General features: G+C 66.0%; 15 protein-coding genes and 2 pseudogenes. 7 read left to right on the top strand and 10 right to left on the bottom strand.

What is annotated here, in order from left to right; all coding sequences use genetic code 11:
• Positions 1-27: 27 nt before the first annotated feature.
• A complete protein-coding gene (locus FNH09_RS19765; RefSeq protein ID WP_238426821.1) occupies positions 28-2,202 on the bottom strand; it encodes a ParB N-terminal domain-containing protein in 2,175 nt (724 codons plus the stop codon).
• A 626-nt stretch (positions 2,203-2,828) separates the two neighbouring features.
• Between FNH09_RS19765 and FNH09_RS49840 the strand changes: the two are divergent.
• Positions 2,829-3,802, top strand: a pseudogene (locus FNH09_RS49840) (IS5 family transposase).
• Between the two features lie 350 nt (positions 3,803-4,152).
• Here the strand turns inward: FNH09_RS49840 and dndE are convergent.
• Genes dndE through dndB form a run of 4 tightly spaced genes read right to left on the bottom strand, consistent with a single transcriptional unit; the run spans position 4,153 to position 9,205 of the window.
• The gene (dndE, locus tag FNH09_RS19755) at positions 4,153-4,533 is read right to left on the bottom strand and encodes a DNA sulfur modification protein DndE (protein WP_152889810.1); all 381 of its coding nucleotides are present in this window, start codon (positions 4,531-4,533) and stop codon (positions 4,153-4,155) included.
• Positions 4,523-6,550: a DNA sulfur modification protein DndD gene (gene dndD, locus FNH09_RS19750; RefSeq protein WP_152889807.1), complete on the bottom strand. Its 2,028-nt coding sequence runs from the start codon at positions 6,548-6,550 to the stop codon at positions 4,523-4,525. The genes dndE and dndD overlap by 11 nt, the downstream gene beginning before the upstream one ends.
• Positions 6,537-8,117 (bottom strand): DNA phosphorothioation system sulfurtransferase DndC, encoded by a 1,581-nt coding sequence (dndC, locus tag FNH09_RS19745; RefSeq protein WP_152889804.1) that lies wholly within the window; start codon positions 8,115-8,117, stop codon positions 6,537-6,539. The genes dndD and dndC overlap by 14 nt, the downstream gene beginning before the upstream one ends.
• Positions 8,114-9,205 (bottom strand): DNA sulfur modification protein DndB, encoded by a 1,092-nt coding sequence (dndB, locus tag FNH09_RS19740; RefSeq protein WP_338017618.1) that lies wholly within the window; start codon positions 9,203-9,205, stop codon positions 8,114-8,116. The genes dndC and dndB overlap by 4 nt, the downstream gene beginning before the upstream one ends.
• Before the next feature lie 381 nt (positions 9,206-9,586).
• On the opposite strand from dndB, the gene dndA reads away from it, so the two are divergent.
• Positions 9,587-10,741, top strand: a complete 1,155-nt coding sequence (gene dndA / locus FNH09_RS19735; protein WP_162468827.1) for a cysteine desulfurase DndA — start codon at positions 9,587-9,589, stop codon at positions 10,739-10,741.
• A 618-nt stretch (positions 10,742-11,359) separates the two neighbouring features.
• Here dndA and FNH09_RS19730 read toward each other — a convergent pair.
• Positions 11,360-12,802, bottom strand: coding sequence for a DNA phosphorothioation-associated putative methyltransferase (locus FNH09_RS19730; protein WP_162468830.1), 1,443 nt, complete (start codon positions 12,800-12,802; stop codon positions 11,360-11,362).
• A 340-nt stretch (positions 12,803-13,142) separates the two neighbouring features.
• Here FNH09_RS19730 and FNH09_RS19725 point away from each other — a divergent pair, with 340 nt between their 5' ends.
• The 4 genes from FNH09_RS19725 to FNH09_RS19710 all read left to right on the top strand — a co-directional run bounded on the left by FNH09_RS19725 (position 13,143) and on the right by FNH09_RS19710 (position 21,108).
• Positions 13,143-15,590 (top strand): competence protein CoiA family protein, encoded by a 2,448-nt coding sequence (locus tag FNH09_RS19725; protein ID WP_162468826.1) that lies wholly within the window; start codon positions 13,143-13,145, stop codon positions 15,588-15,590.
• Between the two features lie 380 nt (positions 15,591-15,970).
• On the top strand, positions 15,971-17,842 hold the full coding sequence (locus FNH09_RS19720; RefSeq protein WP_152889797.1) for a DUF262 domain-containing protein: 1,872 nt from the start codon (positions 15,971-15,973) through the stop codon (positions 17,840-17,842).
• A gap of 865 nt (positions 17,843-18,707) precedes the next feature.
• Entirely contained in the window at positions 18,708-20,477 is a 1,770-nt protein-coding gene (locus tag FNH09_RS19715) for a hypothetical protein (RefSeq protein ID WP_152889794.1), read from the top strand.
• 325 nt (positions 20,478-20,802) lie between these two features.
• Positions 20,803-21,108: a barstar family protein gene (locus FNH09_RS19710; RefSeq protein WP_152889791.1), complete on the top strand. Its 306-nt coding sequence runs from the start codon at positions 20,803-20,805 to the stop codon at positions 21,106-21,108.
• Between the two features lie 210 nt (positions 21,109-21,318).
• Here the strand turns inward: FNH09_RS19710 and FNH09_RS19705 are convergent, their stop codons facing one another.
• From FNH09_RS19705 to FNH09_RS19695, 3 genes are all read right to left on the bottom strand, one after another.
• Complete coding sequence (locus tag FNH09_RS19705; protein WP_162468824.1) at positions 21,319-21,981, bottom strand: DUF4097 family beta strand repeat-containing protein; 663 nt, start codon at positions 21,979-21,981, stop codon at positions 21,319-21,321.
• Positions 21,982-22,079: 98 nt separating this feature from the next.
• Positions 22,080-22,406 carry a putative quinol monooxygenase gene (locus FNH09_RS19700; RefSeq protein WP_274390247.1) on the bottom strand — a complete coding sequence of 109 codons (327 nt, stop codon included), beginning with the start codon at positions 22,404-22,406 and terminating at the stop codon, positions 22,080-22,082.
• Between the two features lie 2 nt (positions 22,407-22,408).
• A complete protein-coding gene (locus FNH09_RS19695; protein WP_152889786.1) occupies positions 22,409-22,795 on the bottom strand; it encodes a VOC family protein in 387 nt (128 codons plus the stop codon).
• A 63-nt stretch (positions 22,796-22,858) separates the two neighbouring features.
• Between FNH09_RS19695 and FNH09_RS19690 the strand changes: the two genes are divergently transcribed.
• The gene (locus tag FNH09_RS19690) at positions 22,859-23,824 is read left to right on the top strand and encodes a WYL domain-containing protein (protein ID WP_162468823.1); all 966 of its coding nucleotides are present in this window, start codon (positions 22,859-22,861) and stop codon (positions 23,822-23,824) included.
• A gap of 704 nt (positions 23,825-24,528) precedes the next feature.
• On the opposite strand, the pseudogene FNH09_RS19685 reads toward FNH09_RS19690, so the two are convergent.
• A pseudogene (locus FNH09_RS19685) lies at positions 24,529-24,604 on the bottom strand (transposase); the annotation flags it as partial.

Raw genomic sequence — 24,604 nt, 5'->3', positions numbered from 1 at the left:
GAACGGTGGCTGCATGCTCGGCGTCGCCTACTCCTCAGCAGCCGTGAGCGTTCCCGGTGCCAGTTCGCTGTCCTGTGAACGCTGCGCTGGCACCGTCACGGACGCCGCCCACTGGTCGTACTGGTCCTGGTCCAGGTAGAACCAGTCCCGAAGTGCCCTCATCAACGTCTTGTGGGCCATTTCCGTGGCAAGTCGCTCAAGCTTGTTCTGGGGGCTGCCCGGACGGCTGGCTTTCAGGGCGCTCACATTCTGCTTGATCAACAACTCGAGATAGAACTGGCGTGCTGCATGCAGGGTTTCCGTGAAGTCGTGCGGGTCTGCAAACCACCGGCTCACGTGCTCCCAGGCGGCCGGGGTGGCCAGAGCCTGGAGCCAGAAGTAGCGGAAGTAGACCGCTTGCGGCGTGTCCATGTTGCTGATCTGGTTAAGCGGGTTGGTGATGTCGCTTCTGCTGTTGTTGAAGGCGAGCTTTCGGTCGCGGCCTTTGCCGTGCTCCTGAGCGAAGTACGCGTTCCAGCCGTCGACGAGGGCGGCAGCGAAGGCCGGGAGCTCGTCGATGTCCACCGAACCCTGCAGCTTGCGCAGCTCCCACAGTGTGCCAAGAGCAAGCATCTGCCCGATCTGGCATGCTTGTGTGTTAAAGACAGCGAACGCCGCGTTCGATCGCTTCACATGGTTTTGGGTCGTGGAGTCGAGGTACTCCTTGGCTCGCAGCCGTTCGAAGTCCTGTTCACGCTTATCCAGCGACTCCCACGCCACGACGACGTCCGATTTACTGGGCTTGAGACCCTCAGCCTTCTTCTCAAGGAAGTCGTCGTGGCTGGCCCGCAGAGTCCAAAAGACGCCGACACCGCTGAACAACGCGTCGTACGCGAGGGCCAGACTGCTGTCGTCCCGATGCCAGGAATCCTTCAGTGCGGTAAGCCCTCTGGAGTGCGAGGCGTAGGGAGCCGTATGCGACAGCAGCGTCAAGATGGCCCGGCCCCACGTCGCTGCGAAGCGTTCGGCAATGGTGTCGATGCGCCCCAGCGGGAAGTTGACGTTGCCGAGTTCGTCCCGCCGGTAGGGGAAGCCGCCGTCGTCGATCTCGTCGTCGAAAAGGGTCGCGATGTCGAGCTGACCGCGGAGGAACTTGTCCTGCTCGCGTACATTGTGCCGACCCGGCCCTTGCTTGAAGGTAACGTCCTGCAGCTGCCGGGACGACCCGAAGAGCAGGCGTTCGACGATGGCTTTGAGGACGGTGATGCTCGTCAGGACCGACCAGCGCGCAGGCCGGTTCGCGTTGACCTGCGGGTTGTCGTACTCCACCGCGTACAGCGGCATGAGGTCGCCGCGATTGTTGCCCCGCAGCTCACTCAGCAGGCGCCGGGTGAGGATGTTTTTCAGCTCGGCATCCGACAGCAGGATGATGCGCGACTCCGACGGGGGCCGCGCCTCCTTGTTGACGTCAACGAAGAGCTTGCGGGCCGCCTCATGCGGCTTGGCGTCCTCGCCTGTTTGCTCGGGGAACCAGCACACGGTCACGGGCACCTCGACCTTGCTGAGGTCGAGGTCGCCGCCTCGCTCATCGAGCAAGAGCTGTACTTGGTGCTCATAAAAGGAGCGGTACTTCGCGCCGCTGGAACCCTGCCAGCTTTTGGTCATGGTGCGCTCCACCGCGAGCAGCGCCATCGCCCGGTGCTGGCCGTCGAGTACGACCAGTTGAGCCTCGGCACTGTTCCACCACAGCTTTCCGATGCTGCCTGGATGCGGTCGGCCGTCCGGCGCCGCTAGCCGCTGGACCTGGAAAGCGTCCCCCGCGCGCTGCTGCAACCACTGCGCATCGTCATCCATGACGAGCTTTGAATCCGCCTCAAGGGGCGCGAACCGCGATGGCCTCTTGCTCCTGAAGGGCAGCAGGACCGCGACGATCGGCGGGAAGAACGCCGGCCCATTCGCTTGCTCCGTCATGAGGTAAGGAATCAACTGGACGGCGACACGGTGGTCGTCCAGGTCGCGCTGGAGGAGCTGGTTGAAGTCAAGGTCTCCAGCTTCCATCACTTCGCGTACGGGGGCGAGGCTCTTGGTGAGGCGGCGCTCCGGGTCGTTGGCGTCCTCACCCAGGCGCGCCTTGGTCATGATGTAGTCGACGCGGCCGGCGGGAGTTGCGAAGCTGCCCCACGTTCCCCGCACATGGTCCAGGAACCTCGGCTGCGAGCCCATCCCATACATAGACGCTCTACTCCCCCTCTGTGCCCAGTACGCATAGTCAGACATACCGCAGCAGAATCGACCGAAATACTCTCACTCATGGCTATGATCACCTGAGTCGTGAAGAGATTATGTACCGGCCATGGATCTTTTGCGATAACTACCCCTCGTTCAAGCTGCCACCCTCCGTCTCCGCGCCATGCCTGCGACGTGGCACTGATCCTGACAGCCCATAGGATGTCTCACTTTTTGCCTCTGAGTCCGCTCACTCCGTGCATCCCCGCGGAACCTTCAGCCCTGCTGAGAGGCTGCGCTCCGCCCGCGCATGGTGCGCCCGCACGCCATGGCGAGCCCGCAGCTGTCGCAGAAGTCCTGCAGAGTGTCGAGGGAGAGCAGCAAGGCGGACGGGTGTGATCCGAAAAGGGGCGCTGATGCCTGCACGGACGACCGCGCGGGCGTGACGATGCCTGGAGAAAAGGGACACAACGCCGCCCAATTTCCAGACGGCAGGCGGTTTCGTCGGCTCGGCTTGAGAGGAAATGCCAGGCGAGGGTGACGTCGACTAGGGCCTGTGTGATGTTGTGATCAGTTGGTGGGTCTTCCCTCTTGGGACGGTGGGACCCGGTAGGACATTGGCTGTGACTCGCAGGCAACTCACCGACGATCAGTGGAAGTTCATCGAGCCGTACCTGCCGATCGGTGAGTACGGCCCCTAGCCGGAGCGGCTGCGAGAGCAGTTCGAGGGAGTGATCTGGCGGTTCCGGTCCAGTGGCCAGTGGCGCGAGATGCCGGCCGAGTTCGGGCCCTGGGCCACCGTCTACGGGCGTTTTCGGGTCTGGCGCAACGCCGGTGTCTTCTCCGCTCTGCTGGAAGGCCTGATCGCTGCGGCAGCCCGCGTGGACCGGACGGATCTGTCGCTGGTCAGCGTGGATTCCACGACCGTGCGGGCCCACCACGACGCTGCGGGGATGCGGGTGAGCGATGACCTCATGGAGGTGCTGGAGGAAGCCGCGCGGGAGCAGGAGCAGGCCCGGCAAAAGGGGGCGGTTCGCAGGAACAGAACGGACAGGCCGAACGGCGGCGCGCCGGCGCCGGCTCCGCCTGAAGCAGGCCCCGCTCGGCAGGTCCCGGGGCGGCCTGACCAGCAAAATCCATCTCGCCTCGGACCGCAGATGCCGCCCGCTCGTGTTCGTCCTGACCGCGGGGCAGGCGGCCGACAGTCTGCAGTTCATCCCCGTCCTGCAAAGGGTGCGGGTCCGGCTGCCCGTCGGCCGTCCCCTCACCAGGCCCGGTGCGGTCGCTGGGGACAAGGCCTATTCGTCCCCGCAAAAACCGCGCCTACCTGCGCAGACGCAACATCAAAGCGGTCATTCCCGAGAAGAGGGACCAGGCCGCCAACCGGAAGAAGAAGGGCGCCAGAGGCGGCCGGCCCGTCAGCCACGACGTCGATCTCTACAAGGAACGCAACACCGTCGAGCGCCTGATCAACAAACTGAAGGCCTGGCGAGGCATCGCCACCCGATACAACAAGTCGCCCGAGAGCTACCTCGCCGGCCTCCACCTCCGTGCCTCAATGATCTGGATCAACGACCTGCTGAAGGCAACTGGCTGATCACAACGTCACACAGGCCCTAGCAGCCCTGAGGGGAAGGCGCTCATGAGGTGGCCTGGTCTCGGCGCAGGAGACGGAACAGCAGGTACGAAGTCGTCGACTCTGATCGTTGGTCTGGGGCAACGATCGTACGAAGACGGTTGCGGTCGGCGAGGTGTCCGCCGGCACGGACGCCCAAGCCGCGCCCCGTACGGGTGTCGAGATGAGCCAGAAGCCTGACACCTACCGGCGTTGCGGACAGGGACCGCCCTTACGGGGGCTGTCCGTGGAAGCGTCGTACACAGAGACGAAGCGCGAGTGCTCCGATTCCCCCAAGGATCACCTTGAGGGAATCAGGCACAAGCAGGATGTCAGACACGCACGACGGCGCCGACCATGCCTTCGATCGTGGCCATCTGCTTGTCGGCGCCGAGGTAGCCGATGCCGCGGTGCAGGTGGACGGTCAGGATCCGCTGGACGTTGTCGTCGGTAGGCTCCTCGCCGATAGCGACGCAGCGCTGCTTGAGCAGGGCCAGGTAAAGGTCGCCATGGGCGCCGGCGAAGGTCTTCCAGCTCATCTCGACGTTGGAGTCGGTGACGATGTCCTTGACCAGCGGGGTGGAGGCATCCTTCAGCGACAACAGGAGCGCCCAGCGGCACAGCACGTTCCACTGGGTGATGCCGGTGGTGCGCTTGAGGTAGACCAGCCGGTCCCTGGCTGGCTGGGACAGACGGACGATATCAACCGACATGCTGGGCTCCCTCGTTCCACCAGTAGCCCTCGACGACGCTGGTGGTGAACTCGGTGTCGTCGTGCACCAGGGTGTAGGTGTGAGCGATGGAATCTTCCAGCCGGCCCATCAGGTTCTCGTCGATTTCCTCGTCGGTGGACAGGAGCAGGACCTGGTTGCTGGCATGAGGGAAGTAACGGTCGACGAGGTGCTCGCGGTGGCGGCTGTCGAGGCGGCCCAGCGGAGTATCGATGACGCTGGGGAGCCGGTTGCCGGCCACCTTCATCAAACCCCACAGCAGCGAGACCGCCAGGAGCTGGCGCTCTCCCGCGCTCAGGCGGGAGGGATCGATGGGTTCGCCGTCGGCATCCGCCAGGGTGAGGGTGAACTTTTCGGTGTCGATGCGCAGGTCGTGCACGAGAGCTTGCTTGCGCAGGAGGACCTTGAAGCTCTTCAGGACGGCCACTTCGAGCCGGCTGATGTGCCGCTGTAGGAGGGCGGAACCGAAGCGCTCGAGGGTGGTGCGGGCTTTCTCGGAGTACTTGATGATCCGCTCGACCTCCTCCGCCTTGACCTTGGTACGCACGAACTCCTTGTGCGCACGCTCCAGCAGCGTGATGACGTGCACGCGGCGCCGCTTGAGCTCCTCCAACTTGGCCTCGGCGCGCTCGCGGGCAGCCTCGCGATGGGCGACCTCCACGATCTGCTCGCCGCGCGCCACCTGAAGGGCTTGCACCTTGTCCTGGGCGGGAACGCCGGCGAGCTGCCGGTCCACCTGGTCCAGTTGCTCAGCCAGCTCCGCAACGCGCTCGAGCAGCTGCGCGCTGCGCTCGGTGTCCCGCTTGAGCAGTTCATCGAGAACAGTGAGCTGGGCGAGTGTGTCGTGCGGCAGGCTCAGATCCACGGGCAGTTGCGTCCTCGCGGCGCGCTCGGCGCGATCACCGTCCAGCCGTGTGAGGATTTCCGCGCGTACGGCATCGGGCAGCAGGTCCAGCAGCCAGCGGTCGCGCTCGTGCAGGACTTCCAGCACCTGGGCGGACTGGCGGGCTTCCTTCTCGCTCTCGGCTTGGCGGCGCACGTCGTCCAGGAGCGGTTTGACCATCAACAGCGGAAGGGAGCCTGCCGCGAGGTGTGTGAGCTCGGTGCGCACCTGGGCCAGGTGCAAGGCGGTCTGCTTCTTGTCGTTCTCCAGCTCCACACGCCGGTTGAACAGCTCGCCGCCCTCGTCGGCGAACGCCTTCTCCAGGCTGTCCAGTTTGCGCTTGGCCTTGTCGACTTCGCTCTGGGACTGGGCCAGTTCCTGGTAGGCGACGTCGAACTGGGCCGCCACCGCATCGCGTTCGCCTTCTTGGGCGCGGATGTTGTCCAGGAGGTGCTGTTCTTCGTCGGAGAGTTTCTGGCGCCGCTGCAGGGCCAGAAGGTCGTTGCGCAGCTGCTGGACGGTGCTCACGCCCAGCAGGGAGTGCACGGCCGACTCGATGACGGACGCGGCTCGTTCGGGGTTGGCCAGCGATTCGATCTTCTCGCCGTCGAAGAAGGCGAGAGAGGCGATCTCCAGCGGCAGCAGGGACTCGACGTGGTCGGCCCAGCCTTCGCTGAGCAGCCGGTTGTACTTGCTCTCCGGCTCGGCTTCGCGCTGGGCTGCTACGCGTTCGCCGTAGTTCTCGTCGACGTAGACGTTGAGGAACTCTTTCAGGGTCTTGCCGCCGAGGTGCCAGCTGCGCACGATCCGGTAATAGTGCTCGCTGCCACCGCTCATGACGGTGAACTCAAGGGTGATAGCCGAGCCGCGGCTGGGATCGGCCTTGCGGTTGATGCTTTCGCGCAGGTACGTCTCGTACGCCTTGGTGCCGCGGCCGCTGCAGCGGGCACGGTTGCCGTAGAGCGCCAGTTGGATAGCATCGAGCAGCGTCGTCTTGCCGCACCCGTTGAGCCCGCCGATCAAGATGATCGGCTTGTTCTTCTTGGGGGTGAGGTCGAGCGACTGCTTTCCGCTGTAGGCCCCGAATTCTTCGAGGGTGATCTTACGCAGGAGCATCGAGTTCGTTTTCGTCGTCGAAGGTCAGGTTTTCAGCGATGTCGTCGTGCAGCTTTTTCTTGCGGGTGGCAAATTCCACGGCGTCTTCGTGGTTGTCGTAGTAGCCCTTTTGCACCGCCTGCTCGAGCGCCTGGAAGAGGCCCGAACGGCGGGCCATGGTGCGGTACTTGCGCTCGACGGCGAGGAGCTCGCGGACCATGTTGTAGTGCAGGTCGTCGCCGTCGCAGACCTGCTTGAGGACGTCCATCTCGTCGGAGCCCATGACCAGCTGCTCATCGAGCGGGCCGCCGGGGAAGGGCTCGCCGGTGGCTTCCTGGTAGAGGCGCGGCAGGCTGTCTTCGACCTCGTGCTTGTCGAACACCCAGGTCCGGCGGATCTCGTGCAGTTCATCGAGCGTGATCAGCTCGATGTTCTTCACGTGCTCCGGGGCGTGCGCGCGGATCCAGGTCTGCGCCTCGAGCAGCTCCTTCAGCCAGTTTTCGCGGAAGGACTGCAGGTAGGGGCCGTGGATGGCGTCGTCGTTGAACAGCATCACCTTGCCGTTCATCCGCCGGAAGTCACGGGCGGGCTTGTCCGGGCGCGGGAAGGGCGCCTTGCGGCCGGCCGGCAGATCCGGGTCACCCTCCTCGTACTTGCCGAAGGGGGCATCGAGCTTGTTGCGCAGCTCCAGCAGGGGGAGCATCCACTCCTTTTCCTCATCGTTTTGGATCATGGCGGACATGGACTTGTCCTCTTCGACGAGAGTGCAGGTCCAGCAGCCGAAGCGGCTGGAGCCGCAGGAAGGCGTGGTGGAGTCGACCACGAGAGGGCATTCGCCGTCGCTGGAAGCGCCCTGGTACATGGTGAGCAGGTCCTGATTGTTGTAGCCCCAGGGGTTGGGGATCTGCATCAGGAACTCCCACACGTCGTCGTTGGTCCAGTCCTCAACAGGGCTGTAGACGAGGGAGTTGGGAAGGCTCGAGTTCGGCGACAGACGCTCGCGTACACGGCGCTTCTCGTGCTTCTCCATCGCCCGGGCACGCACCTGGCTTTCGGCCTTGCGGATACCCAGCACCATGATCGCCTCGCCGTGCGCGGCAACGACGCTGCGGATGAACGAGTTCGACGGCTTGATCTTCAGACGCTCGGTGCACCAGCGGAACTTCGGGCGCGGGGCAGGATAACCGCGGCCGATCAAATTGACCCAGAAGGTGTCCTTTATCTCCGGCGTCAGACGGTGCGGCTCGATGGGCAGCTGCTGCGCGCGGGCTGCCTCGTCCATCGTCTCCAGCGAAGTGGTCACCCAGGCGGCCACGACGGGGTTTTCCACCAGGGTGTCGGTGCTGATGACGTGAACCGGCTTGGTGCGCTGCGCTTCGGGCAGATCCTTCAGCGCCATCCACACCAGCTGCAGCACGGCCGTCGAATCCTTGCCGCCGCTGTAGCCGATGACCCAGGGCACCTGGTCGGCCGTGTACAGCTCGCGGATCTCGTCCGTCAAGGCTGCGGTGACCTCATCCAACGACTGACCGTTGAAGGGCTTGCGCCTCACGGGGGTGAGCCCGAGGTTGAGGGGAATGGTGGTCATGCCTCGCCTCGCAGGTATGCGTCTTCCACGCGCTGCTCTTCCGGGCTCAGCTCCAGACCCAGATGCTTACGCAGGTAATTAACAGTCAATGTCACGTTCTGATGGCTTTTGGAAACGCGGCCGCCGACGATGGCGCGGCCTTCCCAGTCGGTGTTGGTGCGCGTCCAGTCCACGTCCTTCAGCAGGCTCAGCCGCTTCTTCCACGCATCCGGCTTGCCGGTCTCGCGCAGCAGGGAGTTGCCCACACGGCCCAGCGCATGCAGGGCAATACCGTGGCTATGGATGAAGTCGCGGCGCATCTCCTGGGCGGAGAGCTGCTTGGTGCGCACCATCGCCCACTCCGGCAGTGCGGCATCTATGGCTTCCCAGAACGACTGCGCCAGCCGGGCTGCCTCGTCCTGCTTCAGCTCCAGGCCCTGGAAGAGGGACTGGTTGCCGTAGTAGAGGGCGCTGAGGGTGAACAGCTTGCGCGAGCGCGCAGAGAGCGTGCTCTTCTCCATCTCCACGAAACCCTTGAAGACGGCCGAACTCTCGGTGAGGGTGCGGGCGATCTGAGCGTTGACGTCCCGGTGGTCGTACAGCACACCGATCGAACGCGCCGGGCGCACGGCGTGCCGGTTGAGGTCGGCGAACATCTGCTGGGAGCGGGAGAGCCCGGAGTCATGGAAGAAGACCACCGCGATGGTCTCGTCCCCCAGATCGGGGTTCTCCCTCAAGGCGAGCTCGATGGCAGCCCGGCGGTGCTGCCCGTCATTGATCAAAAAGCGCGCGTCCATGGGGATGCGCAGCTGCCCCGTGCGATGCGCGGCCCCCTGCGCGCCCTGGCTCTCGAAGATCATGTCTCCGTCGACGGACGCGGTCAGAGCACTGAAGACGTAGTCGTCGGGGTTGTCCAGGATGTAGCGGGCAAGAGCCGGCAGGCGCCCCTTGTTCAGCACGCGCTGCGCTCTGAGCTCCGCAGAAAGATCATCTTCATCGAAGAGGAAGATCTTCGGGATGAGCCGCAGCGGGCACATCGACGCGTAAAACTCCCGCCCCGCCTGCACCCCGCGGATCGCGGGGAAGGTGTATTCAAAGCCCGTGGACACCCGCGGGACAGCCCGCCCCGCACCCTTGCTCGCCGCTTCAGTTAGCACCCGTGCACTCTAGCGTGCCGGTACGTCTCCCGAGAAACGTACGTCACTTTTCTGTCGACGTACTCAGACCAGCAGATGACGTACACGAAGCCGCACTCGTGCACGTGACGGCACCCACACCGCCGCCCAGACGGGAAGACGCACGGGCAGCCGAAAGTTGAGCGTGCCCGGGAGCGCGCGATACCCGGGGGCGGCGCGGTACCCGGGGGCGGCGCGGTACCCGGGAGGGGGTGCGGTGCGTGCGATGGCGAGGGGCGCTTCGTGCGGCGGCGGTCCAGCGTGTACGTTAAGCACTTCACGTACACGCTGGGTAGTGGAAGAGCTCTGAGGCGGGTGAGCGCTGTGGTGGCGTATCTGGATGTGGCGGCAACGACACGGGTGGACCCGAAGGTCGCCGAGGTCGTCCTGCACTGGATGACCGAGGACTTCGGCAACGCCGGCAGCCGCACCCACGAATACGGCGCCCGCGCCAAGAAGGCGGTCCAGCAAGCCCGTTCCTTCATCGCCACCACCGTCGGCGCGAAGACCGAAGAAGTGATCTTCACCAGTGGGGCGACGGAGTCCAACAACATCGCCCTGCTCGGCCTCGCCCCGCACGGTGAGAAAACGGGCCGGAAGCACATCATCACCTCGGCCATCGAGCACAAGGCCGTCATCGAGCCCCTGATGCATCTGCAAGAGGCCCGCGGCTTCGAGGTCGACTTCCTCTCCCCCGGCCCCTCCGGCCGCATCACAACGCAGGCAGTGATGGAGCGGCTGCGCCCGGACACCCTGGCGGTGTCGCTGATGCACGTCAACAACGAAACCGGCGTCATCCAGCCGGTCGCCGAGCTAGCCGAAAAGCTGCGCGCCACGCCCACCTTCCTGCACGTCGACGCCGCCCAGGGCTACGGCAAGCTGCCCGCAGACCTGACCGCACCGATCGACCTGATCAGCATCAGCGGCCACAAGATCGGCGCGCCGAAGGGCATCGGCGCCCTGGTGACCCGGCGCCGGGGCTGGGACAAGGTGCCGCTGGAGCCGATCATGTTCGGCGGCGGGCAGGAGCGCAAACTGCGCCCCGGCACCCTCCCGGTCCCGTTGATCATGGGCCTGTACGAGGCGTCCAGGCTCTTCCACGAGCGCCGCGACAACTGGGAACGCGAAGCCCGTGCCATGCGCGAGCAGCTGCTCAAAGCGCTCAGTGCGACCCGCTTCACCGTCAACGGTGACCCCGACCACAGCCTGCCGCACATCCTCAACGTCACCTTCGACCAGCTCAACGCCGAAGCCCTCATCGTCCGCCTCAAAGACCAGGTCGCCATCGCCACCGGATCGGCGTGCACCAGCGCCTCCTACACCCCCAGCCACGTCCTACAAGCCATGGGCCTTAACGATGAGGTGGCCGCCAACGGGCTCAGGTTCTCCTGGTTCCCCGCCCAAACGGCCGACTTCGACCCGCTGCCGGTAGCCGAGACCATCGCCCACATGCAGCCCGCCCAGCCTTGAGGTGCCCCGGCTCCTGCTCTGGCCGTGAAGGGTCCACCCGGCGTGACCGTTGCAGCCGGACCCGCCCATCGGGCTTGACACGGCTCCAGGGCAAACCCGGTGCCGCTTCCGCCCTGGCCTGGTTCCACCGCTGAACAGGATGAACGGCTTCGGGCTGGGCGCTTCAAGCCGGAACTGAACACGTCTGCAGGTCCAAGGCAAACCTGTTCCGGTGGGGCCGGCAGCACCGATACCGCCATCACCAATGCGGCGGGACAGGCACGCCTGCACGCCTGCCGTCACACGCGAGCGCAGCGAGCCGCTATCCCAGCTCATCCATCCGGCGCCTCCCCCAGGGCCAGCTCCTCCAGCCGCACCCGCACCCCCTTCACCGCAGCCACCCCCAGATCCGACGCCCACTCGCCCCTGATCCCAGCCCGCTCGCAGCCCTCAGCAACGCTGCCAAGGACAGCGAGGGCCAGTGCAGCCCACTGCTGCTCCGTCAGACAGTCAGGCTTACCGACCGGCTCAAACGCGGGCTGTTGTGCCATCCATGCCATGTTCTCTCCTTGCCAACCACATGCCGCCACACATCCAACCCGCCGCAACGGCCAACCCGGCGCCTGCACCAGCACAGCACTACACAGCATCAGGGCGGCGCACCAGACGGTGCCCGCGCAGCTGCCGCCCGCATCTGATCAGCTCGGCGTTCCAGCCGTTCTCGGTCCCGATCAGGTGCGGGTGCTGGTAAAGCCCCGCGCGCACCTCTGCATCGGTCAGCCGCTGGTAGCGCGGCACGTCCGCATCGTCGGGCGCCAGGAACTCGTGCTTGCGGTGCAGCAGCGGGCGGTTGGCCGAGGACGCATAGGAGATGTGTGAGGCTTCCAGGGTGTGCAGGTCCACCAGGTAGGACGACGCGATCCGCGGATGCGGATCACGGTCAAAGTCCGGGTAGTCAAGCCACGACACCGCCCGCCCGTCGTGCTTGAGCTTGGCCACCGTCCACTCCTGCGGACGCCCTGCGGCGATCGACGCGCAGTGCTCGTAAAGACGCAGCACCGTGGGAATCCGCTCCATCGCGCGGCGATGGACATACAACGCCGTCGGCGTCAGCTTGCCGGCCGCCGAGGCATGCATGGCACCGCGCACGTAACTGTCGTCGCGCAGCTTCAGCAGCAGCCGGTCCGCCCGCCGGCAAGCCTCCTTGTAGGAGCTGAAGAAGCTCCGCACGTCCTGCTGCAAACCCACCGGCAAGCTTGCGAACGGCCCGCGGCCGTTGAAGAGTTCCACCGCCAGATACAGCAGCGTGTTCAGCGTCGACTGCTTGGCCCCCGCCTCTACCCGCGCAGCATCCGCACCGTCACGCACCAGACGCTTCAACTCACCCGGCTTCAGATGGGCCAGCAACTCCGCCACCGCGCGCGGCATTTCCTCAATCCTCGGCGGCCTGCCGCGGCGCTCCACAAAATCCACCAGAGCACTGACCGCCGAAGCAGTGTCTTTCGAAGCCAGCCACTCGGCATCCGGCACCACCCGGTGGGCCAGATAGGACAGACGGGCACCCTCGTCCTTGAACGCATACACAATGCCCGGTGCTGCGCCAACCACCCGGGCGCCGGTGACCTCTTCCACGTACTGCCGCAGCTCACTGGCAGCAAAAAGATGCTGAAACGTCTGCCGACTCGTCAGCAGCCCGTCCCCGAACTCCTCACCACGGACCTTCGACCTCTCCCACGTCAGACGGGCCGAAACCACCAGCAGCGTCGAAGCCAGCTCCCACGCCTGCTCAAGCGTCCGCCGACGCTCCACCGGATCCTCGATCACATTCAGCACATACGTCAGCAGCACCACATCGCTGGCCTCGAGCCGGGTCTGCGACCGGTAGTACGGATCCCACCCCACCACCCGGTAATCCAGCCGCTCAAGCGCCTTCACGTCACCGCCACGGCCGCATCCATAGTCCAGAACGGTCCGCTCCGGCATCAGCTGACGATCCGCCAACGCCTGACGCGCCGGAACCGACAACGCCAACCGGCCAATCGCCGTACGCCGGCGATCACTCCCCCACAACCCCTCCACCACCACACTCACCCTTTAACGCCACACCAACACCCGCCACCGAAGACAACAGCAGCGTAGAAGACACCCCACCCTGCCCGAGCACCCAACAAAGAACCCCCACAACGCCCAGCCATCTCGGGTGCAGCAGTCGACCGCGCCCTTGCCTTTGTCTTGGCACGAACCCGCGCATGGGCCTTCTTCAGGGGGATCGCGACGCCCGCTTCGACAGCTGGGAGCAGCCAGCGATCAAGCTCCTGCCCGAGGCCGCATGGGTACTGGGTTGGTGCCGTCGTGGCCTTCCCCGAGCCCGGCGCCGCAACCTGGCTGCCAGCCCGGATCTTGGGGTACATATGATCCGCCCGTGATCCATTCGATGCGCCCGTTCGAGGAAGAAGACACCCGCAAGGTCCAGACCGCTGTAGCAGGCCGTCCTGGATCGGACGAACCGGTTTTCCTACCGTTCGATCACGGCGAGTTCCCCGAATTCCTCGCGCGGTATCCGAACCTCGACTTCTTCTGCGGCTCGCTCCTCGGCGGCTGCGGGAAGAAGCTGTCGGCGAAGCGTTACACCAGCAAGAAGTGCCACTTCGCACATCATCCGCCGGTGCAGTGCCGACGCACCTCGAACAGCGAGTCCAGCGCGGATCACCTGTATGTCGGACAAGCTCTCAAACAGTGGCTTCAACAGCAGGGCCAACGTGACGTGAGCGTCTCGTACGACCTGTTCGGTGCCGATTCAGGCGGTTGCGTCAACGTCTCCTTCGACGGGGGCCGTCGCGCTGTCCGAGTCCAACTGGACCGCATGGAGTGGAAGTCCTGGCTCGCCCGTCGCGAGAAGCTCAACCAAGCGACCCGCGGCAGGGCCGACTGGATCTACGGTCCGGACAGCATGCTTGCTCACAACGAGGTCGACACTGCGCACTACGCGCTGCGGGTGCAGTGCCGCACTGTCGGAGCGACACGTGAGGTACAGATAGGAACACAGCTCCCCGGGCACACCATCGAGTGGACCACACTGAACCACTGTCGCCTCACCGACTCCAACATCCTCACCCCGCACCTCGAAGAGACGGACGAAGGCATTCGGGTCCGCAGGTCGGACACCGCTGCGAAAGCACCCGCCCCCGCACCGCCCACGCTGGTCTCCCAGCCCGCACCGGTCGTCTTTCAACTGGCGTCGGGCACGGTGGCCTTCACCGCCGCCGTTGCCGTGGCGGGCACACAGGGGCCCCGGCGCCTGTACGACGCCCTCGTCCAGTCCACGGGATCGGCGCCAACCCCTGGCCGCATATCATTGCCCGCCGAAGCGGCCGTACCCGACCACGACCAGCTGTGGGTCCTGCTCGGTCCGGCAACCCTTCGGCTACCCCTCACCGGCGACAGCCGCATGTCTGATTCCCACGTCATCATTGCAGCGCAGAGCATCGCCCGGCTGGAGGGCAACGCGCATAAGCCCTGGCAGGGCCTGCGTCCTCCAAACGCACCGGCCCCCACCGCGACCGCCTCACCATCCAAGGCTGTCCCGGAGAACACTCACACCCCACAGGCACCGACACCGACACCGACACCCCTCGACGTCGACCACACGCATGCCGTCACGGTGATCCGTGATGCGCTCCAAACCGCAGCCCGGCATCGCAGCCCAGTCGGCTGGGAAGCACTTGCCGAGCTTCTGGGCACCCCTGTCACGGCCATCAGCCACGACCAACGCGTACGACTCCTCGCCGCCGTCGACTCCCCCCACGGCAAGGACGCTCCCCTGCTGAGTTCACTGGTCGAACTGGCCGAGAGCCCGGACGAACCGCCGCCGTTCTTCCGCGACGTCCTCAAACGCCTCGGCTGGGAAGGCGACCTCTCCGGAAATGCACTGGCACAAATTCGCACGCGCGAGCAGCAACGCGCCTACCAAGCGCTCGGCTCAGCCCAGCCGTCGTCAGGCGCCCCTACGCCCGCCCAGGCACCTGCGCCCAGTCCCCCGACCCCCCACGTCGCCGGCCCTGACGCCACCGCACCGCAATCCGGGGCCGAACAGGAAGCCCAAGCCGCCCTGGAGGCCCTGCTCGACCAAAGCCTCGAGGCCAGAGATGCCGGCGACTGGGGCGCCGTACGAGAGACCGCGAGATTCCTCTCCATGCTGCGCGACAACCCAAACGTCGCCCAAGCCGTACGCACTGCCGCCGCAGCCGAGTACGACCTGCTGACAGCCTGGTCGGGTGGAAGCCCGACCGTCTCCGGTTACCGGCTCGCCAGCCTCCTCAAGCGCCTCAAAGACGAAGGCGAGAATCTGCCCCTGGCCGCGCTGCGCACTCTCGTCGACGACGCCGAAGCAGAAGCTGACAAACTCGACCGCTACCTCACCACCGACGAACTCGACGAACTGGGGCGCTGGAGCGACGAGCTGGCCAGACGGTCAGGACGTCTCCCACTGGACGCCCTGCAGCAGCTCGGCGGTGAGGTCCGCTCCGTCCTCGAGTCCTACGCACGAGCGGGCGCCGTCGTGCCCTGGACGGAACTCAGCACCAAGGTCGACGCAGGCATCCTCGACCTCCATCCCGATGACCAAGTGGAGCTCCTCGTCCAGGCGGACAGCGACACCACCCCGGACGCGCCCCTGCTGTCCGCCCTCGTCACCGACGACAACTTTCAGGTCCATCCGTTCTACGCCCGGATCCTCGACCACCTCGACCGCCCGCCGACCACGGAAGCCGAGTTGCCGACACAATGGCGCCGCGACGTACTCAGACTGCATGCCCTCTGGAGCGAACGCCACCAACCGAACGAGGCGCCACAAGCTCGACCGCTCAGCTGATCCGACAACCAGCCCCAAGCCGTACGCCACAACGCACCAGCCCGACCCCCGCCTCACCACCTGCAAGATCCACGCCCCGCCGTCGAACGCAAACCCGCGAACCCACGCAGCACGCGAAGGCCGAGCAACTCTTGCCTCGTTGCCCTGCTTCGGGTCAGGGAACGCACCCAGCGTTCGCGCCCCGATGGCATGCACGAACTCATGCTCGTCTGCTGCGTCGTCCTCCCTACAGCCCTGGCCTGCAGCCCAGTGGTCATCTACCAACGCTTTCAACTAATCTGATCGCCAGTCATACACGCGTGGGGGGCGCAACTCGGCCACCGGGGGTTTCCGAGGGTGGGTGAGAGGTGTCGGATCCCTCATCACTCGAAAGAGGTCTCATGGCGTTCGGCGCTGCTTCCGTATCCCCTCGAAGCGTGGGCATGGGAGCCCTCCTGGAAGAGCATCACCCGTTCTGGGTTCCCGTCTACCAGCGGGCATACGCATGGGACGAACAGACCGCAGCCTTCATCGACGACGTCAAAGACCTCCTGGAAGAGTCCAACTCTCAGCGTGGCCATTTCTTCGGCGGCTTTGTCTGCATTGAACACACAGACCACTCTCAGTCAAGGCCACACCGGTATCAGATCGTCGACGGCCAGCAACGCCTCACCACCTTCGTGCTCACACTTTCAGAGATCTCGGCCGCAGCACAGGAAATCTCCGACAAAGCACGGCGAGCAGGCGACGACCGAGCCGCGAACTCCGCCAATATCCTCTGCGAGGACATGCGCAACCGCTTCATCTACTGGAATCACTCCAACGTCACGGAAGGACGGATGGAGAAACGTCCGCGCTTGTCTCTTTCGACGGCCGATGACAAGGTGTTCCAGGATCTCCTCGAGGGGCGGGACGTCGTCGCTTCCCGGGAGAGTCATGAACTCCTCCTGGCCGCACAAAAGGCACTGCAGACGAACCTGATCAAACCGATCGTCGAGGCTGCGGACTCCTGGAAGGACAAGGTCGCAAGCCTCGACCGCCTGCGCCACGCCCTGACCGTGCAGTCCCACGTCATCCAGATCGTCTGCCTGGACCGAGAGCGCGCCTATCAGCTGTTCAGTGTGCTCAACGACCGAGGCCGTTCCCTCGAAGACGCCGACCTGCTGCGCAGCTACACACTCGAGCTTCTCGAAGGCAAGCCGCACGAGCAGCGCGTTGCCGCCCAGACATGGGATGAGATTCTGAGCACCCCTGCCGCCAAGGTCAGCGCCTTCCTTAAAGCGTATTACCCGTCTACGACGGGCACGCGTGCCGGGACACCGCTCTTCCAGAAGCTCTGTGACGCATATTTCCCCAAGCAGCCGCCACTCTCCCCCGCCGAGGTATCTCAGCAGATTTCCCGCTTCTCCAAAGAGAAGGAAACGTATCTGAAAATCGCGGCAGGTGAGTGGCCGTTCGAGGATTCCGTCGTACCGGGGTTCACACCCGAAGCGTCAGCATGGCAGAAGGACCGGCTCGGCCGGCTGGTGAGAACTCTCAAGCATGAGCTTGCCCTTCCTCTGCTGCTGGCTGCGGCGCAGTGCACCACGGAAAAGAAATTCGCCGAGCTTGTGTTCATGCTGGAAATTTTCGCTTTCCGGTACAAGAACGTGTGCGGCGGGCACGCAAGCCCAGCCCAGACCATTTACTACGCCGAAGCCAAAAGAGTCCGAGAGGCAGCTGCGCGAGGCGAAGAGGTGAAGTGGAACGAGCTGCGCACCAAACTCCAACAGCTGCTCGACAAGTCGGCGCCGGACGAACACTTCAAAGTAAGCCTGGACAATCATCTGCGCTACGACCGAGGAAGCGCCCAGAAGGCAAACCTCCGTGAATTCCTCACCACCCTGGAAGATCACCGTGGCTGGCTCGACCAGGGCGCTCTCGGGCGGCCCAAGCCGGACATGATGGCCGTCTTCGATCTCCAGCAGGTGACCATCGAGCACATCTACCCGCAAAACCCCCTCCCAGGCGAACCCCAGACCGACATGGCCGAACTCCTCAACCGGCTGGGAAACCTGACCTTCTTCGGACCGCGCGAGAACTCCGACGCAGGCAACAAAACCTTCACCTCGAAATGCGTCCAGCACTACGCGCACAGCAAGGTCAGAATGACGCGCGACCTGACCGAACTCCCCCAGTGGACGAAAACCGAATACGACCAGCGCCTGAAAAACCTGCAGGCGGACGCCTGCAAAGTCTTCCGGCTCCTGGGAACCAACACCACCACCCCCTGATCACATCAGGCACCCCACGTGTGACCTCACACCCGCGCAGACACGCTGCCCAGGCAGCACCGTCAGCGGTGGCACACCCAAGCCGCTGACCGACCCCAAGAACGAAACGCCCCACCGCTGCAGAAGCCTCACACCCGTTGCCTACCGCGCCAACGACAGCGTTGCGAAGTGAAGGCAAGGGACCCGGCCCGAGGGCCGGGTCCCTGCCTCGCCTCAACCTCACCCGACAAGATCGGGAACCTTTCTGGAGGACTTCCACGTAGGCATCGATCAGCTGGGCCGCGTCCCGGTACTCCATACGGATCGATCCACCTGGCAACAGCCCTGCGCCAGCTTCCAGTTCCGCGATCTCCCCGCGCACGGTGGTCCTGGGCCTTGTCGAGCGTCTTGTCCAGGTCGGCGTCCACGAGCCCCGACGTGACGCAGGCGATCACCAGGACGTTGGCGGTCCAGATCGCCGTCTGCTTGACGACGCTGCGCTGGGCCATCGGCAGAGTATGTGAACATCTGGCTCCCGTGCCCGTCGCCCAGATCGGGGGCGGCCGTCACCTGCGTGCCCACGTTGATGATGGTGCTGCCAGCCACCACCTGGTACGGGGACGGGCAGCTGCCCGCGCAGCTGACAAAGATCATCGATCTGCCGCAAGCCGAGCGGCATTTCGAGTCCTGATGGCCCTGCTTGGTCTGGTCGACAAACGCTGCCGGAAGCAGTGCGGCGCTGGCGGGCGCACCCGCGTCTGGAAGCGGGCCGGTGCGGAGTCAGCCCGATGGGTTCAGGCTGGACCGCGGTGCGTCGAGCCGTAGACTTCGCCAGTCAACGCCGACGACGTCCGGCCGTTGCGCGCGCTCGCGGGGAGGAGATCGCATGCAGGACCCTTCGGACTCGATGGAGGCCGTCGAGCCTGAGGAGAACGGCCGGGGCCATATAGCCGACTCACCTGGTGTGGACGATCCGACGGCCGCCTCGGATACCGACTCGTCGACGGTGTCGACGGTCCTGGTGGAGGTGCTCCCGGGGGTGGCTGTCGTCGCCGGTGAGGTCCCGCCCGAGCTGAAGCCCGATCTGATCGACTTCGGGATCGTGCCGAATACCGACCGCAAGCAGATCTCGGCGATCCTCGCCTCGATCGGGAACGCGGCGACTGTGGTCGGCAATCTGGGAAACGCGTTCGCCAGCGTGCAGGGGCTCTACAGGATCGGCGAGACGGCGCAGGCTCTGCTGAACAGTGGTGCGATGCTCGCCGTCAAGGACGGCGGGAACCTCGGGACGGTGATGGTTCCTGGCCGCATCCTGCATCAGGCCCGCTTCTACTCCGTGAATGCGGTGAGCAAGGCGCAGACCGCGGCCTCGGTCGGGCCGGCGCTGGCCATGATCGGCCTTCAGATGATGCTCAGTGAGGTCTCGGGCCTGGTCAGGACCAACCTCGCGGTGACCAGTCAGGTCCTCGCCAGCATCCGCAAGGATCAGTGGGCCGAACTGACGGGGCTCGTCGCTGCCATCGATCGTGCCATCGACCAGGCGCGTGAGATCGAATCGGTCCCGACGTCCCTCTGGGAGGACGTCGCGGGCAGTGGGGCGCTGCTGAACAAGCAGCTCGAGCTCTACCAGGGGTACGTCCGCGACCATGTCAGGCAGATCGGTCGGCTTGATGCGCGCAGCCACCGTGAGTATCTGCAGACGAACGCCGAGGCGATCGTCTTCGACGCCTACGCTCTGCTGTCCTCCCTCAAGGCATGGACCGGGTACCACGCGCTGCGCGCCGCGCGGGCGAGAGCCGCTGGACGTGATGACACCGCCGAGGCGCAGTACGCCGAGGTCATCGCGCGCGACACCCGCGCGGAGTTCGACTCCGCTCTCACCGAAGCGACCAGCCTCCTCGACGCGCTGACCCGGGAGCTGCGGATCACCAGCGAGCTCCCCGGACCCGACGCGTGGCCGCTGCCGGGGAAGCGGAAAGAGGTCAAGGCCGTCCGCGAAGCCTCTGCCCGTCTTCTGAAGGCGATCGAGCCTCTCGCCGATGCTCTCCATCCGCCGGCCCCTGCACTCGAGGTTCCGGCCGTCGTCTGCGCACCCGGATCGCTGGACCTCGATCCCTACCTTCGTATCCTGCGCTGGCTCCTCGAGGACGGTGAGACCCTGCGCGTCCTCGGCTTCCCCGACCAGCTCGATGCCCTCGGTCCCCTTTCCGCGATCGTCGGCGGAGCGAAGGACAAGCTGGCGGCAGCACGGGACAAGGCCGCGGCAAAAACCCTGGTCGCCGTCACGGATCGCCGTATCATCACGGCCAAAACGAACGCGTTCCTCGAGCAGGCCGAGATCCGGCAAGGCATCCCCACCGACCACGTGCGCTACATCCGGGCAACGGCCACACAGGACAAAAACGCACGCCTGGCGATCGACCTCATCACGCGTGACGAGAACATCCGGTGGCTCTTCCACACCGACATCGACAACGCTCACGTAGACGCACTCGCCGCCGTGCTTGCCGAGTCGATGACGATCCCGGACGCCGAACGCGACGAACTCCAACGACGCCGCCACGCCCCCCTCGAGGCAGGCGACAACGGCCAAGGCACCGGCACGACGTCTGCCGAACCGACCGGATCTGAGGCCACGGCCGGCGATACCGAGTAGGCCCCGAGCCGATCGACCCGTTCGTGGCCGGGGCCGCGAGCGGGGCCGTCACATCAGGAGCGCGGCGGCGTGGCGCACCGCCGGGCCGGGGGGCTCCGGTCATCGGGGATCACCGTGCCCACGAGCCCGCAGCGAATGCCTGGACGACGGGGCACAGACCAGGACTCGCAGGACGGCTCTCGTAGCACCAGCACAAGAGCCGTGAGACTCATTCCTGCAGCGGCGGGCAGCACGCTGAGCTGGGCCTGCGCTGGTAAGTGGCGGGTGTTGAGGACGGCGCCGGCCAGGCCTGACCGGCCGGGTGAGGCTTGGTTACTGTGCTGCGATGACCAAGAAGACGCAGTCGCAGCTGGTGGTCGACCTGCAGGGGCAATCGATCGAGACGCTGGACGACTTCTGGGACGCCGTCACCGGCGCCTGCGGCCTGCCCCAATGGTTCGGCCGCAATACGGAGGCCTGGCGGGACACCATCCAGGCAAGAGGCATCTGCGAGGTCATCGACCACCACGACGTCCTGGTCGTTCACGTCGACCAGCACGGACTCTTCGCAGCGGGCAACCGTGAGGCACGGGCGTTGCGCAGCGCGTTCGCGGGACGTCAGTCACGACTGGTCGTGCACGAGCTGTCCTGATCACCCCAGCTCGGCGACGGGCCAGATCGAGATCACCGCCAGATGCAGGGCCGTCTGGCAGGCCAGGGCGAGTTCTGCTCGTGTCCCCGTGCCCCCTCTCCCCTGCTGCCCTCTGCCCGGCTGTCGGTGGGCAGAGGGCAGCAGGGGCGCCGTAGGAACGTCCGGGTCCGATTGCCGGTGGCGGTTGTGGGCCGACACGACTGCCCGTGGTTACAGGCTGCGGGCGGTGATGTCGCCCTGGCCGGTGGTCGCCTTGACGGCCAGGCTGGTGCTGCCGGTGTTGGTGAGGGTGTTGTGGATGTGGCCGTAGGCGGTGCCGACGTCCAGGGTGGCCGCCACGCCACGGGCGGCGCTGACGGTGATGTCGCCCTGCCGGGTGCTCAGGGTGAGCGTGCCGGACATGGCTTCGGTGACGGTCACATCGCCCCGCTGGGTGCTGATCTCGCCGGGGCCGTTCAGGCGGCCGACGGTGATGGTGGCGTCCAGGCCCGTGAGACGGACGCTTGCCGCCTCGTCGAGCTTGACCGATCCGTGCGCGCCGTCGAAGACGACGTCACCGAGGCGTCCCACACCGCGCAGCTCCGCGGCGGCCGACCTCGCCTCGACACGGGAGCCGGCAGGCAGTTGGACGGTCACCTCTACGGAACCGGTGTTGCCGAGGATCTGGTTCTTCGCCTGCGGGGCCTCGATACGCAGGACGCCATCGGCACAGGCGACCTGGATCTGCTCGGCCGTCTTCACGTCGCGGCTCTTGGAGGCGTCGGCGGGCAGGACCTCGACCGTGGTGGTGTCACGCTCCGCGGCGATGAACCGGATACGCCCGGCGGGGATGTCCAGGACGGCGCTGCCGGCCGCCGTTCTGGAAGCACGCACGTCATCAGCGGCGCGACGGGCTTGTCGGGGCCGGTCGCGCGCGACCCGGCCGCAGGAATGACCTCCGAGCGGGCCATTCCTGCGATCAGGAGCGTCTGTCAGGGCTGGCCGTCGGCAGTGGGGAGGCCTACTCCGCCCAGGACGGTGAGGTCGGTGCGGTGCGGTGGGGACGACAGCAGCGCGAGGACTTCTGCGGGGCTGGGGCCGTCGGCGCGCGACGGAGCGGCGAGGGCGGCCTGCGCACTGGCCTCGTCCTGCCAGACCTCGGTGACGTGCACCGTGTCCGGGTCTGCTGTGTCCTGGCTGATCAGGTAGATCTCGCAGCCAGGGAAGCTGTGCAGCCTGTCCGCGACCCTCAGCAGGACGGCGGCGAGTGCGCCGCCCTTGCCTGGGTGCGCGGTCATGGTCATCAGTCTGCCGATCATGTTCAGACCAGGGTGGTGATGCAGAACGGGTGGCCGGCGGGGTCCAGCAGGACCCTCCATCGGTCGGGCTGGGGCTGGGTCGGGGGCTCGACAGCACCCAGAGCCAGCAGGTGAGCCCGCGCGGACTCCAGGTCGTCGACGCCCAGTTCGATGTGGGCCTGCTTCTCCTGAGAAGGGTCCGGCCAGGTGGGGCGCCTGTAGTCGGCCAGCCGGTTGAACCCCAGTCCGGCCGAGCCCTCCTTGCCGAGCAGGATGAAGTCGTCGCTGGAGTAGGCGACGGGCAGGCCGAGGGCCTCGCCGTAGAAGCGGGCCATTTCGGCGGGGTCCGGGCAGTCGAAGGTGACGGCCGCGTAGCGGATCGCGGGTGCGGACGTGTTTCCGGTACTCATGGGGAAGACGCTATGACGGGACCAGGACAGATTCGGTCCTGGTCATGCGGGACACTTCACGATGTGATCAGCACATCCGCCCGCCTGCTGAGACTGGTCTCACTGCTGTCCGCACGCCCGTCGTGGACCTGCGGCGAACTGGCCGACCACATGGCGGTCACCGAGCGCACGGTGCGGCGGGACATCGCCAGGCTCCGGGAACTCGGCTACGGAGTCGAGTCCGATCCCGGGCCATGGGGCGGTTACCGCCTCCGCGCCGGATCCCGGGTGCCGCCGCTGATCCTCGATGACGAAGAGGCTCTCGCCGTGGCCGTCGGGCTGCGCGAGGCCGCGCTCAGCGGCGTTCTCGGCGGCGACCAGGCCGCGCTGTCCGCTCTGCTGAAACTGCGACAGGTTCTGCCAAGCCGGATCGCGGACCGGCTGGGCGAGATGGACGCCGCCTTTGTTCACACCACAAGGCCCGACGCGCCGCAGATCGCGCCCGGCATGCTGCTGGAACTGGCCGGCGCGTGTCGCCGGGCGGAGCGTTGCCGCCTGTCGTATCGAGACCGCGTGGGCAAGGCCACGGTCCGGGATGTCGACCCGTACCGCCTGGTGCACACGGGACGCCGTTGGTACTTCGTCGCACGGGACGTGACACGGGACGAGTGGCGTACCTTCCGCGCCGACAGGGTGGGCCAGATACAGCCGACCGGACGCCCGGTGGAGCTCGTCGACCCACCTGACCCGGCTCTGCTTGTCTCCCGCTCCATCGCGACCGGTGCCTACCCGCTCTACGTGACGATCCGCCTCCCGCTGCCCATGGACCAGGCGCTACGGCTGATCCCGCAGACGGTCGGTACCCACCGCCCGGAAAGCCCCGACGCCACCATCGTCGACATCGGCGGCCCCGACGCGGACGGGCTCGCCAGGTACCTCCTCAGCCTGGCCACACCACTGCGGGTCCTGTCACCGGACGACGTACGGCAGGCTCTGCTGCACCGCACCCGGGAACTGTTCGAGGACAACGTGAACGGTCAGCCCCGGTAGAGAGACATTGCACCGGGAACGAACACCGTCTGGCCGCCGAGGCAGTTACGGAGCGTCAAGGAAGATCCATGGCCCCGCGTTGGCTCAGCAGCTCGGCAAGCTGAGCTTCGAGTTCGGCGGCACGCTTGTCGAGGAAGCGGTTGTTCTCGCTTGCCCCTTCAACCGGACTTCCAGGCTTCGGCGCTCACCGGTGAGTTGCTGGATCTGGCGCTTGAGGGTGGTGTTCTCCGTCATCACGCGCTGGACGGCGTCCTTGGGACCCCGCGTCGGCGAGGAGGACTGCGCCTGGAGCGCGGCCACCTTCGCGATGTCCGGAGCACCCCCGCGTCGGCGGGCAGAACCCCTGAGACCCCGGGCGCACGGCGGTGTTCGGCGTTCACCGCACCGCAGTACCAAAGGCGCGGATGTCGCACGCCAGCTTCAACGCCCTCGCCAGCTCGGCTCCTCCCGTTGCCGCGCGCCGGTGGTCCACTGGCGCCCGGGAACAGACTCTGCGCCGTCACCCGACCAGGGCCTCCTGGACAGGGTCGATCGGGCGCCGGGTTGGCGGCGTCGCACTGGCTGGGATACCAGGACTCGAACCTGAACTGACGGAGAAACCGCCGGGCTGCCAATTACCGGGACTCTTGCAGAAAGCTCCGGCGTTCACGCCGGGGATGAATGCATCTCAAGACTGCTCTGACGTGCACGTTAGAGCGGACGTTTTGCTGCTCGATGTACTGGCGCACGATCGCCAACGGTGCTCCCCCGCACGAGGCGGAGAAATACGAGGGCGACCAC

The sequence above is a fragment of the Streptomyces adustus genome (assembly GCF_009377175.1).
GTDB lineage: Bacteria > Actinomycetota > Actinomycetes > Streptomycetales > Streptomycetaceae > Streptomyces > Streptomyces adustus.
The sequence above is the reverse complement of the archived record's forward strand: the minus strand, read 5'-3'. Positions and strand labels throughout refer to the sequence as shown.